Raw genomic sequence first — 13545 nt, 5'->3', positions numbered from 1 at the left:
GCCGAAGCTACCCTCGGGCGATGGCACTGCCGGCACCAGGACCGGCCCGACCGCCCCTCGGTGCCGGTCAGCGTAGCCCGGCGAACAGGTCGTCCTCCGGCGTCGGCGCACCGGTGGTGTCGCGGACCCGGACGAAGGTCTCCACGCCCATGAGCTCGGTGAACCGCTCCTGACCGAGTTGCAGGAAGAAGATGTTCTCGGCTTGGCTGGCGTGTGCGACCAAGGATTCGAACTTCTGCCCGCCGAAGGCGCTCGTGTCCACCCAGGTGGTGATCTCGTCGTCCGGCAGGCCGAGCGCCGGCATCTCCCCCGACGGTCCGTCCGGCTCCGGAAACTCGACGCCGATCTCCTTCATGACGCGGCCGAACTCCTGGAACGCCCTGCGTGGCACCGTGGTCCAGTACACCTTTGCGGGAATGTCCGTACGCTCGACCGCGGCCATGGTGATGCGGTGGGCCTGGATGTGGTCCGGGTGGCCGTAGAAGCCGTTCTCGTCATAGGTGACGACGACGTCGGGTCGGTAGCGCCGGATCAACTCGGCCAGCCGGTCGGCCGCCTCCCCCACCGGGGTGTTCCAGAACGCGCCGGGCGCGTCGTTGGCCGCCCAACCCATCATTCCGGAGTCGGCATAGCCGAGCGTCTCCAGGTGCGTGACCTTCAACGCCTCGCAGCTGGCCGTCAACTCGGCGCTGCGCATCGCCACCACGGCCTGCGGGTCATGCCCCGGGTCGCCTGGCTTGACCCCACCGGGCCCGTCGCCGCACCGCCCGTCCGTGCAGGTCACGAGCACTGTCGTGATTCCCTCCGCCGCATACCGGGCGAGGATGCCGCCCGTGCTCGTCGCCTCGTCGTCGGGGTGCGCATGCACCGCCATCAAGGTCAGGGATCGCTCAGTCACCCCACCACCATACGAGGGAGGCCCCGACGCACTGGGCTTTGCCGCGATCCGGACGGCTGCCGGGACGGGGCGTCGCTATCTGGCGCTGCCCTCGGACGTATCAGGGCGAACGCCATGCGGCAGCACCAATGCTTGACGGGATGTGCTCCTGGCGGGCGGTCTCGCCGACGATGACTGGCCGGACCGCCTCAACGCGGAACTCCCCGATCAGGACTCACCAACCCGGTGAACGCTCATGGTCAGCGTACGAGGCGGAACACAGGAGCTCCACCGCGCCCGTCACCGCGAGGTGGCGGGCGGTCTCGGCTCGGATGCCCTTGGCGGCAAGCACTTCCCGCTGCTCGCCGGTGTAGCCGATGCAGTCGAGAAAGACCACGTCGGCGCCACCCGCGGTGACCCGCCGTCCGGCAGCCGCCACCTCGTCGAGTCCAGCCGTGTAGGGGTCTACGGCCGCCGCGATGACCGAGCGGCCCAGGCGCCCTTCCCACCGTTCCCGGATGTCCGTCAACTGCTCTGGCACGGGGCACAGCACACCCAGGGAGCCCTCGCCGACGAGCTGCTCCATGAGCTCGTGGGCGAGGTCCTCCGCGTGGAGCACCGGCACCGACGCCGGGCCGTGCTCGACACGGCCGGTGCACAGCACGAGCACGACCCCGCACCGATCGGCTACGCAACGTCGGATGGCGTCGTCGAGTGCTGGGGCGATGCTCGCCGCGCCGAGGCGGACGCGCGAACCGTCCCGCAGGCGGGAGACGAGGGTGCGCTCCCCGGCGCGCGGCGCGAGCCGAGCGATGCCGTCCGCGTCGAGGAGGTCCAGCGCGCCGTGTTCGACCCAGTCGACGCCGGAGAGGGTGGCCTCGACATCGGGGATGAGGTCGGTGCGGGGTGCCTGGCCGATCGTGACGAGACCGAGTCTCGGCCTCACGTGGGTCGCCCGGCCCTCAACCGGCACGTGCATCACGCCACCGCCTTCTCGGGCAGGTCCGCGGCCGCGACGCCACGCTCGACGATGCGGCGTCGCACGGCGCGGTCGACGCGCGCGTTGGGGTCGGCGATCGGGATCGCGGCGAGGAGCGCCTTGGTGTAGGGGTGCTGAGGCGCTGTGAAGATCTGCTCGACGGTGCCCTGCTCGACGACGCGGCCCTGGCTCATGACGACGATCTCGTCGGCCATCATCTCGACGACGGACAGGTCGTGCGAGATGAAGACGTAGGTGAGTCCGAGGTCTCGCTGCAGTTGCTTCATGAGGTCGAGCACCTGGGCCTGCACCGACACGTCGAGTGCCGATACGGGCTCGTCGCAGACGACGAGGCTCGGGTTGAGGATGAGGGCCCGCGCGATGCCGATCCGCTGGCGCTGGCCCCCGGAGAACTCGTGCGGGAAGCGGTCGATGTGTTCCTCCCCCAGGCCGACCGTCTCGAGGACCTCGACGATGCGGGCGCGGATCGCCGCGTCGTCGAGGTCCGTGTGCAACCGCAGCGGCTCGGCGAGTGCCCGGTGGATGGTCCACCGTGGGTCGAGCGAGGCGTACGTGTCCTGGAAGACGATTTGCATCTGGGAGCGGAGGCGACGCAACTCGTCGTCACCGGCCGCGAGGAGGTCGGCCCCGTTGAAGGTCACCGTCCCCGACGTCGGCTCGTGCAGGCGCAGCAGGGCCCGACCGGTTGTCGACTTGCCCGAACCGGACTCGCCCACGATGGCGAGCGTGCGGCCACGGCGGACCCGGAAGGAGACACCGTCGACCGCCGTGATGGTGTCGGCCGGACGTCCCAGCCGGCGGCGTCGCCCGGTGAAGACCTTCGTCAGGTCGGTGACCTCGAGCAGCACCGGCGCGTCGTCGTCGGGGGCTTCCGTGGGAGCGGCCGTGCGTGCCTCGACGCGAACCGACCCGGAGCCGTCGCGCGCCGTGCTTCCCTCGGCGAGCGCCTCGACCGCCTCGATGACCTGCCTGTTAGCGGAGGGGATGAAGCTGAGCAGCCGCTTCGTGTAGTCGGCCTGTGGCGCGGCGAAGAGCTGCTCCGTCGGCGCCGTCTCCTGCAGCTCACCGCCGTACATCACGGCGACCCGCTGGCAGGTCTGGGCGACGACACCGAGGTCGTGCGTGATGAGCAGGACCGCTGTCCCGTGCTGCTCCTGCAGGTCCATGATGAGGTCGAGGATCTGCAGCTGGGTCGTCACGTCGAGCGCCGTCGTCGGCTCGTCGGCGATGAGCAGCTTGGGCTCGCATGCCATCGCCATGGCGATCATGACGCGCTGACGCATCCCGCCGGACAGCTCGTGCGGGTAGCCCGCGAGGACGCGTGCGGTGTTGCGGATCCCCACCATGTCGAGCAGTTGGCCCGCTCGGTCGGCCGCCTGCCGTCGGCCCAGGCGCAGGTGCTGGCGCAACGGCTCGGTGAGCTGGTCGCGGATCGTGAAGACCGGGTTGAGCGCGGTCATCGGCTCCTGGAAGATCGTCGCGATGTTCTTGCCGCGGATCCCGCGCCTCTGCCGGTCCGACAGTGCGGCGAGGTCGCGTCCGTCGAAGCGGATGTGCCCACCTGTGATGTGCGCCTGCCGCGCCGGCAGCAATCCCGTGATCGACATGGCGGTGACGCTCTTGCCCGAGCCCGATTCGCCGACCAGCCCGACCATCTCGCCGCGTGCGATGGTCAGGTCGAGGCCCCGGACCGGGTGGATCGGGCCGCGGGACGTGTCGATGCGGATCGAGAGGTTCTCGATCGACAGCAGAGTCTCAGCCATGTCCGTGCTCCTTGGTTCCGTATGCCGCTGGGCTCGGTCTCGCGCGCCCGCTCAGGCGTGCGCGGGGACTTGTCCAGCCGTCTGCAGGTGGGTGGCCGGGCCGTAGAGGCTCTCAAGGAGCGCTGCCTGGGCCTCGTCGTGGAAGGACACCGCACCCGCGGTGAAGCCCTTGGCGACCTCGACGGCGAAGCGCGCGGCCAGGGCGATGTCGACCTCGTGACTCGCGCCGGTCGCGCAGCCGGCCACGGGCGTCACCGTCGTGATGGCGACACCGACGACGGGCGCGGCCGTCGCGACGGCCGGCTGGAGGATCGAGTTGAGGTGGTAGAGGCCGTTGCCGTACGGCGTGATGTCCTGCGTCGACAGCGGGAAGACGACGGCGGGCTCACCCGACACGGTCTCGAGGACGCCGATGAGGTCGGCGCTCGCGGGGAGGATGTAGCCGGCGCGGACCGTCGGGGAGATGGCGATGCCACGGTGGTTGATGAGGCGGTTGCCCTTCGTGGTGTCGATGGACAGGACGGCGTCCATCTCCGAGGTGACCTCGTGCTCGTTCATCGCGGTGATGTCGACGGGCGAGTCCATGAAGGGCACGGGGTCGTGTGGACGGGTCGGCGCGTCGGGGCAGATGTGCGTCGAGATGACGACGTCGCCGGGCAGGACATCGCCGCGGGCGTGCATCGCGAGGAGCTTGGCGGCCGCGGCGATGGCGGCGGTCGCCCCGTCGCCGTCGGACACGTAGCCGATCAGCTCCGGCCGGGCGCCGATGCCGCCGAGGCGCCCGACGACACCGAGCGTCGGAGCGTCGCCGCCGGCGGTCTTGCCGCGGCTGCCCGGGACGGTGACGCAGATGAAGTCGGTCGAACCGAGCTCACCCGCCACCCTCTCGACGGTGATCGAGCAGGCATTGTCGCCGAGGGTACGCAGGTGCTCGGCGACGAGATCTCCGGACGCGTCGGGGCGGTCGAGGAGGTCGAGGGCCGTAAGGACGTGGGACAGCACGATCATTCGCTTTCGACAGCGGTCTCGGCGACGCCGAGGTACCGGAGGGTGGTCAGGGCGTAGGTCTTCGCGGCGAGGACGACGTCGGCGACTGGTGCCTTCTCGTCGAAGCCGTGGATGGTGGCCAGCTCGGCCGGCCCGTACTGGAGCACGGGGATGCCGTGGCTGCGGAAGGTGCGGGCGTCGGAGGACGCCCACTGGAGCACGCCCTCCGTGGTGGGGTCCCCCGTCAATTCGCGCAGAGCCGCGACGAGCTCGGTGACGATGGGGTCGCTCGGCAGCGTCCAGTTCGGCTCGCTGCAGAAGCCGATCGGCTCGATCGTCGCCTCGACGCCCGCCTCGGCGAGCAACTCGTCGACCCGGGCGAGGACCTCGGCGCGCGACAACCCGATCGGCACGCGGGTGTCGACCTCGACGACGCACCGGTCGGCGACGACGTTGGAGGACGTGCCGCCGCGAATCGTGCCGATGTTGACGGTGACGTGCTCGAAGACGGCACCGATGCCGGGAGCGTAGCCCTCGCGCTCCTCGGCGAACGTCTTCGAACTCTCGATGAGGTCGCGCACGTCCTCGGGCGCGGACGGCTTCATGTCCCAGAGCTGCTGCAGGGCGACGACGGCCCGGGCCGCGAGGAGGTTCGCGCTGACGCCGTGCAGCGGCTGGAGGCTACCGTGCCCCGGCTTGCCGTCGATCGTCATGCGGAACCAGTTGCTGCCCTTCTGGCCGATCGTCGGGTGCGTCCGTTCGGCGGGCTCGGCGATGATCGCGCCGGTCGCGCCGTCGAGGACCCCCTGGTCGAGGAGCCAGTCCGCCCCGCGTGAGCCGCCCTGCTCCTCGTCGGGGACGGCGGCGAGCGACAGCCTCCCGGCCAGCGGGACACCGAGGCGGTGGAGGACGACGAGCGTGTGGATGACGCCGGCGAGACCGGCCTTCATGTCGCTCGCTCCGCGACCGCGCAGGTAACCGTCGACGACGTCACCTGCGAAGGGCGGGAAAGTCCAGCGGCTGAGGTCACCGACGGGTACGACGTCGGTGTGGCCGGCGAGCACGAGGTGGCGCGCCGTCGTGGGGTCGCCGCCCACCGCGGCGTTGCTCGCGGCACGGTGGACGACGATGCTGAGGCGACCATCGCCCGCGTCGTGGACCTCGGGGTCGAGGCCCTCGGCGCGCAGATGGTCGGCGATGAAGGTGCCGACGTCTGTGCAGTCCCCCGGGGGGTTCTCGCTCGGGATCCGGATGAGGTCTCCGGCGAGCGTCAGCAGTTCGTCCCGGGTGCGCTCGATCTCGTCGAGGACCCGGGTCTCCCAGTCGGAGGATTGCGTGGCCACGTCAGGCTCCAAGTGTCGTTTCGTGTACGGGGCGTCGGATTCGTACTGGTGCGCGGGGAGGCGGCCGCTGGCCGCGCGTCGGGATGGCAGCGGGCCCAGCGGCGCGCCTCCCCTTCTCGGCGTCAGCCCTTGTTGCTCAACTGGAAGAAGCGGATGATCCCGTCGGGGTACGACGTGTACCCCTGCACGCCCGCGCGCTCCGCAACGACGATGTTGTACTCGTACAGGTAGGCCCACGGCGCCTGGGTGTTGATGATCTCCTGCGCCTTGCCGTACAGATCGTTGCGGACGTTCTGGTCCGGCTCGGTCGAGGCCTGCTTCCAGAGCTTGTCGACCTCAGGGTTGTTGAAGTTGACGTAGTTGCTCGTGCCGTCGCTGGTCAACAGGAGGCCGAGGTGATAGCCCGGGTCGTTGACGAACGAGGTCCAGCGGCTGATGTAGCTCTGCACCTTCTTCGTCGCGAGCGCCTCGAGGAACTGCGGACGCGCCATCTTGTGGATGTTCATCGTCACGCCGATCTTCGCCAGCTCGGCCTGGATGAGCACGGCGTCGTCCGACCAGTCGTCGAAGCCGCTGCCGAGGGTGAAGTCGAAGCTGAAGCCGTTGGGGTAGCCGGCCTCCACGAGGAGCGCCTTGGCCTTGTCGAGGTTGTGCGAGTAGACGTAGCCGGCGTCGGAGAAGCCCGGGGTCGAGCTGGCCACGGACGAGCGCATCGACGACGCCTGGCCCTTCATGACGTCGCTGATGAGCTTGTCGTACGGGATCGCGTACGACACGGCCTGGCGGACCTTCGGGTTGTCAAACGGCTTGATGGCGTTGTTCATCCCGAAGAAAAGGATCTTGTTGCTGGCGCGGGAGTCGATGGCGACGCCGGACTGCTTCGACAGGGTGTCGACGTCCTTCGCCGGCACCTCGAGCGCGAGGTCGACCTCGCCCTTGGTGAGGAGCTGGACGCGGTTGCTCGCCTCGCCGATGAACTTCGTGTTGACCTTGCGCAGGGCCGGCTTCTCGCCCCAGTACGTGTCATTGCGCTCGAGCACGGCCTCGGTCGCCGGGTCCCATTTCGTCACCCGGTAAGGGCCGGAGCCCGCGGTGTGGGTGTCGAGCCAGGCGGCGCCACCCTCGGCGTTGACCTTGTCGATGTTGATGATCGAGAACGAGTACATCGGCAGGATCTGGAGGAAGAGGTGGTTCGGCGCGGTGAGGTCGATCTTCACGGTGCGCGGGTCGATCGCCGTCACCGTGCCGATGCCGGCCATGCCGTAGAGGAAGCTCGCCGACTTGGACTTCTTGATGAAGTCGAACGACTTGACGACGTCGTCGGAGTCGAGGGCCGAGCCGTCCTCGAACTTCACGCCCTGCCGCAGCGTGAAGGTGTAGCTCTTCGAGTCGTCGCTCACCTTCCACGACTCCGCGAGCATCGGCACGATCTTGTCCGTCTTGGCGGTCGGCTTGCCGTTCGTCGTCGTGCGGTCGTACGTGACGAGTTGGTCGTAGGCCGCCACGACGAACGTGTCGGAGGTGACGTCGTTGGCCTCGGCCGGGTTGAGGGTCTTGCCGCCCTCGGAGTAGGCGGCGACGAGGGTGTCCTTGGCGGCCGCACCGGCACGCGAGGAGCCGCCCTGGTTGGCGTTGGCTCCACAGCCGGCTGCGGCGAACATGACGGCGACCGCGGCGGCCAGGGTGGCGCTGCGCTTCACGCTGTTCTCCTTCATGTACGGGTGGGGGAAGATGCGATGGAAGGGGGTGGATGGGCTGGCGCCCGTGGCAGATACGAACCGGGTCATCGGCTCGTCCGCAGGCGCGGGTCGAGGACGTCGCGTAGGCCGTCGCCGACGAGGTTGAAGCCGAGAATCGAGGTGGCGATGGCGATGCCGGGAAAGACGGTCATCCACCACTCGCCGCTGATGATGTAGCCACGGCCGTCCGAGATCATGACGCCCCACTCCGCCGTCGGCGGCTGCGCGCCGAGGCCGATGAAGCTGAGCGAGGCGGCCGTGAGGATCGCGTAGCCCATGCCGAGAGTCGCCCGGACGAGGATCGGGGCAACGGTGTTCGGGACGATGTGACGGGTGAGGATCGTCCGGTCACGCAGGCCGATGGCGCGACCCGCCTCGACGAAGTCACGCTCCCGGAGCGAGCGGGTCTGGCTGTAGACGATGCGGGCGAACTCGGGGATGCCGACGACGCCCACGGCGATCATCGCGCTGGCCAGACCCGGGCCGAGGGCGGCGGCGATCGCCATGGCCAGCACGAGCGACGGGAAGGCGAGCAGCACATCCATCACCCGCATGAGCACCGCACCCACCACGCCGCCGAGGAAGCCGGAGATGGCGCCGATCGGGACACCGATGAGCAGCGAGATCCCGACGGCGATGAGCCCGGTCCAGAGAGAGATCCGCCCGCCGGCGAGCACCCGGGCGAGGATGTCGCGGCCGAAGTTGTCCGTGCCGAACAGGTGTGCGGCGGAGGGCGGCTCGAGGAGCCCGCCGGCTCCGGTCGCGGTGGGCGAGTACGGCAGCAGGCCGGCGACGAGAGCGCCGATGGTCCAGATCGCGATGAAGACGAGGCCGACCATCGCCAGGCGGTTGCGGATCAGCAGGCGCCAGGCCGTCGTGGGCCTCGAACCCGCCCGGTCGGACGACGCGGCCCGGACGCCGCTCGCAGAGGCGGACACGGTGGTGTCAGGCATTCTCGATCCTCGGGTCCAGTCGGGCGTTGAACAGATCGACGCAGAGGTTGACCGTCAGGTAGATGGCCGCGGCGAGCAGCGTGAAGGCCTGGACCGGCGCATAGTCGGTGGCGAGCACGGACTGGACGACATAGAAGCCGACGCCCGGCCAACTGAAGACGGTCTCGGTGATGACCGCGCCGCCGAGGAGTTGGCCGAACTGGAGCCCGACGACGGTCACGACGACAGGGGCGGCGTTCTTCAGCGCGTGCTTGAGGATGACCTTGGCCGGCGGCAGGCCTTTGGAGCGAGCGGTGCGCACGTAGTCCTGGTTGATCACCTCGAGCATCTCGGACCGGGTCATCCGGGCGATGATCGCCGTGCTCCCGGTGGCGAGGCACAGGGCCGGCCAGATTATGTGGGCCAGCGACGACTTCAGCGCGACCAGGTCACCGGTCAGGAGCGAGTCGAGGACGTAGAGGCCCGTGATCGACGTCGGTGGGTTCACGTCCTGGGCGATGCGGCCCAGCGGGGCCGGCTCCCACCCGAGCTTGTTGTAGAAGACGAAGATCACGATGAGGGCGAGCCAGAAGAGCGGCATCGACGCCCCGATCAGCGAGAAGATGCGGCTGGCGTGGTCGATCGGCCGGTCGCGACGCGTCGCGCTGATGACACCGATGGGGACCCCAAGCAGCAGCGAGATGAGGATCGCCACGATGGCGAGTTCGACCGTCGCCGGCAGCCGGGAGGCGAAGTCCGCGAGGACGGGCTGGCCGGTGTGCCACGCGAATCCGAAGTCTCCAGCGAAGAGGCCGCGCACGTAGGAGATGAACTGAGCGACCAGTGGCTGGTCGAGGCCCATCTCGGCACGGATCTTGTCGACGGTCGCCGGGTCAGCCTGCTCCCCAGCGAGAGTCCGGGCCGGGTCGCCGGGCAGGACGCGGGTGAGCAGGAAGATGCAGAGCACGACGCCGAAGAGTGCCGGGATCATCGCGAGGACTCGTCGCACCACGTGGTTCACAGCCACCTCCAATCTGCGCTTCGTTGGGTCTGACCTGGTCTCGGCGCCCAGGATTCGCTTGCCCGTCATCCCTGAGCAATACTTTCTCTGTATTTGAGAGGGCGTCCCTGATTGGCTCCGGGTGCGGTAGGTTCTCACCCGTCCCGCCCATCCCGGAGGACCCATGTCAGACACGGGCGCTCGCCCCCGCTCGCCGCTCCAGACCGTGGACCGCGCCCTGGAGGTCCTGCTGTCGTTCACCGAGCGGCGCCGCGACTGGGGCGTCATGGAGCTTGCCGAGGCCTTCGCCATCGACAAGTCGACCGCGCAGCGCATCCTCGCCGCGCTCGCCGCCCGCGGCTTCCTCAGCGCCGATCCGGTGTCCCGGCGCTACAGCCTCGGCCCGACGATGTGGCGGATGGCCGCCGTCTGGGAACGCACGGGAGGCCTGGCCGCCCTGGCGCACCGGGTGCTGGAGCCGCTCGCCTTCCAGACCGATCGGACGGCCCTCTTCGCCGTCCCGGACGGGCTCCACGTCCGGTGCGTCGCGGCCGTCGACGGCGGCGGACCGCTGCGCAGTCATCCGCTCGTCGGGGAGCTGTACCCGGCCAACGCGGGAGCCACCTCCCGCGGCTACTTCGCCTTCCTTGACGGCAACGAGCGGCGCGCCCTCATCTCGGGGCGGGTCTTCGCGACATTCACCGAGCTGACCAGGGTCGACGAGCATGAGCTCGAACGGCTCTTCGTCGAGGCCGTCGCGCAGGGGTACGCCTACTCCGAGGGCGAATACGACTACGCCACCCGGGCGCTCGCCGTTCCCATCATGCTCAGAGGGCGGCCTGTCGGCTCGCTCAGTCTCGGCGAGAGCAAGTATCCGGCGCGTTCCGACGACATCCGAGACCACCTGCCGGCACTGCAGGCCGCGGCGGAGCAACTGTCCGCCCTGCTCGACAACCGGGCGAACTCGGCCGCCGTAGCCCGGCAGACCAAGCCGACCCGAGCCCACTGAGCGCCGCGCCCTTGAGCCAGACCGACCACCGCGAGGAGACACCCATGCCCCAGGGCCACCAGAACCTCCTGCTCCTGTCCAACTCGACGGCCCCCGGGCGGACCTACCTCGAGCACGCGTGCGAGGCGATCCTCGAGACACTCGACGGCCTGCGCTCCATCGTGTTCGTCCCGTTCGCGTTGGCGGACCACGACGCCTACACCAAGACGGTCCGTGGTGCCATGGAACCGCTCGGCATCACCGTCCGCGGAGCCCACGAGGGCACGCCGCGCGACCTGGTCGCCGGTGCCGAGGCCGTCTTCGTCGGCGGCGGCAACACCTTCCGCCTCGTCAAGGCGATCCACGAGCTCGGCCTGATCGACGTCGTGCGTGCCCGGGTCGCCGAGGGGATGCCCTACCTCGGGTCGAGTGCCGGCACCAACGCCGCGACGCCGAGCCTGCGCACGACGAACGACATGCCCATCGTCCAGCCGCCGTCGTTCCAGACCTTCGGCCTCGTGCCCTTCCAGATCAACCCCCACTACCTCGACCCGGATCCGGCCTCGACGCACCAGGGCGAGACCCGGGAGGAGCGGCTCACCCAGTTCCTCGAGGAGAACGACGTCCCGGTGCTCGCCATGCGCGAGGGCACCTGGCTGCGGGTGAGCGACGGTGCCATGCGGCTCGATGGCGTGGCCGCGGGCGCGCGAGTCTTCCGCCGAGGATCCGAGCCGGTCGAGGTTCCGAGCGGCGCCGATGTGACCTGGCTCGTCGAGAGGGTGGGTGCGTTCGACATCCACCGTTGAGGTCAATCAGTCGACGAGGTCAGCCATGTCCTCGATCATGACGAACGGACCTGCGTCTCTGATCACGCGGCGGAAGCAATAGTCCGCAAGCGGGTGGGACCTGCGGACGACCGCACCTGTTCCACGATGATTTCCTCCAGGTGCGGCGCGGCAGGGCCGCGCCGGGGTTGACCCTCTCCCAGAGAGAGAGTCGAGGCTGTTGGAGGCGCTGGTGACGGGGTTGATGCCGATCGGAGTGTTCGCGCGAGCGACCCGGCTGTCCGTTCGAGCGCTGCGCAACTACGACCAGCTGGGTCTGCTCGTCCCGGCGTGGGTCGATCCGGGTACCGCCTACCGCCGGTACAGCGTCGACCAGTTCCCCCGGGCGGGGCTGATCCGACGGCTACGAGAGCTGGAGGTGCCGTTGCCCGAGATCGCCGAGATCCTGGCGGCCGACACCCCGGAGCAGGCACGCACCGTTATCGAGCGGCACCGGGAACGCGTGGCCGCGCGGGCGGCCCGGCTGGATGAAATCGCCGGGCAGTTGGGGGTCGTGCTGGCCGAGCCGGGGCGCGTGCCGGGCTGGCTACACGTGTACGAACGGTGGCGCCCCGCCCAGCCCACCGCCCGCGTGCTGGTGCGTACCCCACTGAGCGGGCTGGCCGAGGCGCTGGCGCCCGGGTTCGCGCGGCTGTTCGCCGGCCTCGCCGCGCAGGGGATCGCCCCGACGGGTCCGGCCGGGACCCGCTACCTCAGCGACGACCTCGACGCGGCGGAGTTGGAGGTGGAGGTGTTCGTGCCGGTGGGGCACCCACCCCGGCCGACCGCGACGATCGCGGCCGGGGAACTGGCGGGCTGCCTGCTCGCCGCGACCGTCCACGAGGGTGGCTACGACGACCTTGAGACCGCCTACCGGTCCCTGGGGCGCTGGATCGCCGAGCAGGACCGGGTGCTGGCGGGCCCGGCCGAGGAGCGCTACCTCGTCCCGCCCGCGCCCGGCGTACCCACGGCCGCGCTCCGCACGGAGATCGCCTGGCCGGTCCGACCCCCGTCCGGCCCGCCCGACCAGCAGATCAGGACACCGAATGATCATCGATAATGTGGCGTTCCCCGCCGGTCAGCACTGCGAGACCACCACGCTCGGCGCCCTGCTGCGCCACGAGGGCCTCGACCTGTCCGAGCCCATGCTGTTCGGCCTCGGCGAGGGTCTGGGCTTCGTCTACTGGGACGCCAAGAACATGGACTTTCCATTCCTCGGCGGCCGCACCAAGCCGACCGCGATCACCCGGACCGTGGCCGACCGGCTGGGCCTGGCGCTGCACATCCAGGAGACCGCCTCGCCTCGAAAGGCCTGGCAGAACGTCGCCGCCGCCCTCACCGCCGGACGCCCGGTCGGCCTGCAACTGGACTGCTACCACCTGGACTACTTCACCACGAAAGTCCACTTCGGGGGCCACTTCGCCGCGATGTACGGCTACGACGACACCCACGCCTACCTCATCGACACCGCCCAGCAGGGCGGCACCGTGACGACCACGCTGACGAGCCTGGAACGGGCCCGCGCCGAACGCGGACCGATGACCGCCCGCAACCTCTCCTACACCATCGCCAACCCCGCCGGCCAGCCCGATCTGGGCGACGCCATCCGGTCGGCCATCCGGAACAACGCACACGCCTTTCTCAACCCACCCATCGCCAACCTCGGTCACCGCGGCATCGCCAAGGCAGCCCGACAGGTGGCGCGGTGGCTCGACCGCTCGAGCGACCCGTCCCGCGACCTCCCGCTGGCCGCGGCGCTGATGGAACGCGGCGGGACCGGCGGCGCCCTGTTTCGCAACATGTACCGCGACTTCCTCGCCGAATGCGCCACGATCGTCGACGACGACAACCTCCGCGTCGGTCACCAGCTGTACGCCGAGATCGCCCCGTTATGGACCGAGGTCTCCCACCACATCACGGCCGCCGGAGCAACCGCCGACCCAGACCACCTGACCCGCGCCTCGGCAATGCTCACCGAACTCGCCGACAGGGAACACCACGCCATGCAGATCCTGACCGCGATTGGCACCGACTGATACGGCTCGGTCTGCGGCTGATGAGGATGCCGACGCCTCCAGCCGGGCGCTGATCT

12 protein-coding genes are annotated in these 13545 nt (G+C 69.7%); 4 read left to right on the top strand and 8 right to left on the bottom strand.

Translation table 11 applies throughout. From position 1 onward, the window contains the following. Positions 1–67 precede the first annotated feature (67 nt). The 8 genes from ACGF4F_RS04635 to ACGF4F_RS04600 form a co-directional block, all read right to left on the bottom strand. Entirely contained in the window at positions 68–898 is an 831-nt protein-coding gene (locus ACGF4F_RS04635; protein WP_357436454.1) for a PIG-L family deacetylase, read from the bottom strand. A 214-nt stretch (positions 899–1112) separates the two neighbouring features. After that, positions 1113–1856 carry an AroM family protein gene (locus ACGF4F_RS04630; RefSeq protein ID WP_357436503.1) on the bottom strand — a complete coding sequence of 248 codons (744 nt, stop codon included), beginning with the start codon at positions 1854–1856 and terminating at the stop codon, positions 1113–1115. Next, positions 1856–3640 carry an ABC transporter ATP-binding protein gene (locus tag ACGF4F_RS04625; protein ID WP_393074745.1) on the bottom strand — a complete coding sequence of 595 codons (1785 nt, stop codon included), beginning with the start codon at positions 3638–3640 and terminating at the stop codon, positions 1856–1858. The genes ACGF4F_RS04630 and ACGF4F_RS04625 overlap by 1 nt, the downstream gene beginning before the upstream one ends. Before the next feature lie 51 nt (positions 3641–3691). Further along, positions 3692–4648, bottom strand: a complete 957-nt coding sequence (locus ACGF4F_RS04620; protein ID WP_357436450.1) for a DUF1177 domain-containing protein — start codon at positions 4646–4648, stop codon at positions 3692–3694. Then, the gene (locus ACGF4F_RS04615) at positions 4645–5970 is read right to left on the bottom strand and encodes a M20 family metallopeptidase (protein ID WP_393074742.1); all 1326 of its coding nucleotides are present in this window, start codon (positions 5968–5970) and stop codon (positions 4645–4647) included. Before ACGF4F_RS04615 ends, ACGF4F_RS04620 begins: the two co-directional genes overlap by 4 nt. A 122-nt stretch (positions 5971–6092) precedes the next feature. Continuing rightward, the gene (locus tag ACGF4F_RS04610; protein WP_357436446.1) at positions 6093–7670 is read right to left on the bottom strand and encodes an ABC transporter substrate-binding protein; all 1578 of its coding nucleotides are present in this window, start codon (positions 7668–7670) and stop codon (positions 6093–6095) included. A gap of 83 nt (positions 7671–7753) precedes the next feature. After that, positions 7754–8662 carry an ABC transporter permease gene (locus ACGF4F_RS04605; RefSeq protein ID WP_357436444.1) on the bottom strand — a complete coding sequence of 303 codons (909 nt, stop codon included), beginning with the start codon at positions 8660–8662 and terminating at the stop codon, positions 7754–7756. Continuing rightward, a complete protein-coding gene (locus ACGF4F_RS04600) occupies positions 8655–9662 on the bottom strand; it encodes an ABC transporter permease (protein ID WP_357436442.1) in 1008 nt (335 codons plus the stop codon). Before ACGF4F_RS04600 ends, ACGF4F_RS04605 begins: the two co-directional genes overlap by 8 nt. A 163-nt stretch (positions 9663–9825) precedes the next feature. Here ACGF4F_RS04600 and ACGF4F_RS04595 point away from each other — a divergent pair, with 163 nt between their 5' ends. The 4 genes from ACGF4F_RS04595 (at position 9826) to ACGF4F_RS04580 (ending at position 13489) form a co-directional block, all read left to right on the top strand. Beyond that, on the top strand, positions 9826–10650 hold the full coding sequence (locus ACGF4F_RS04595) for an IclR family transcriptional regulator (RefSeq protein ID WP_073838485.1): 825 nt from the start codon (positions 9826–9828) through the stop codon (positions 10648–10650). A gap of 44 nt (positions 10651–10694) precedes the next feature. Beyond that, on the top strand, positions 10695–11435 hold the full coding sequence (gene pepE, locus ACGF4F_RS04590; RefSeq protein ID WP_357436441.1) for a dipeptidase PepE: 741 nt from the start codon (positions 10695–10697) through the stop codon (positions 11433–11435). A 211-nt stretch (positions 11436–11646) separates the two neighbouring features. Next, complete coding sequence (locus ACGF4F_RS04585) at positions 11647–12513, top strand: MerR family transcriptional regulator (RefSeq protein ID WP_357436440.1); 867 nt, start codon at positions 11647–11649, stop codon at positions 12511–12513. Beyond that, on the top strand, positions 12500–13489 hold the full coding sequence (locus ACGF4F_RS04580; protein WP_357436438.1) for a BtrH N-terminal domain-containing protein: 990 nt from the start codon (positions 12500–12502) through the stop codon (positions 13487–13489). Before ACGF4F_RS04585 ends, ACGF4F_RS04580 begins: the two co-directional genes overlap by 14 nt. Positions 13490–13545: the final 56 nt, after the last annotated feature.

Origin of the sequence: Micromonospora sp. NPDC047740 (assembly GCF_043204735.1) — a bacterium.
Classification (GTDB): Bacteria; Actinomycetota; Actinomycetes; order Mycobacteriales; family Micromonosporaceae; genus Micromonospora.
This window is presented reverse-complemented; position numbering and strand designations above follow the sequence as displayed.

Coding starts and splice junctions, on each gene's coding strand:
- ACGF4F_RS04605 (WP_357436444.1), bottom strand. CDS start 8,662: ATGCCTGACACCACCGTGTCCGCCTCTGCGAGCGGCGTCCGGGCCGCG.
- pepE (WP_357436441.1), top strand. CDS start 10,695: ATGCCCCAGGGCCACCAGAACCTCCTGCTCCTGTCCAACTCGACGGCC.
- ACGF4F_RS04580 (WP_357436438.1), top strand. CDS start 12,500: ATGATCATCGATAATGTGGCGTTCCCCGCCGGTCAGCACTGCGAGACC.
- ACGF4F_RS04595 (WP_073838485.1), top strand. CDS start 9,826: ATGTCAGACACGGGCGCTCGCCCCCGCTCGCCGCTCCAGACCGTGGAC.
- ACGF4F_RS04620 (WP_357436450.1), bottom strand. CDS start 4,648: ATGATCGTGCTGTCCCACGTCCTTACGGCCCTCGACCTCCTCGACCGC.
- ACGF4F_RS04625 (WP_393074745.1), bottom strand. CDS start 3,640: ATGGCTGAGACTCTGCTGTCGATCGAGAACCTCTCGATCCGCATCGAC.
- ACGF4F_RS04630 (WP_357436503.1), bottom strand. CDS start 1,856: ATGCACGTGCCGGTTGAGGGCCGGGCGACCCACGTGAGGCCGAGACTC.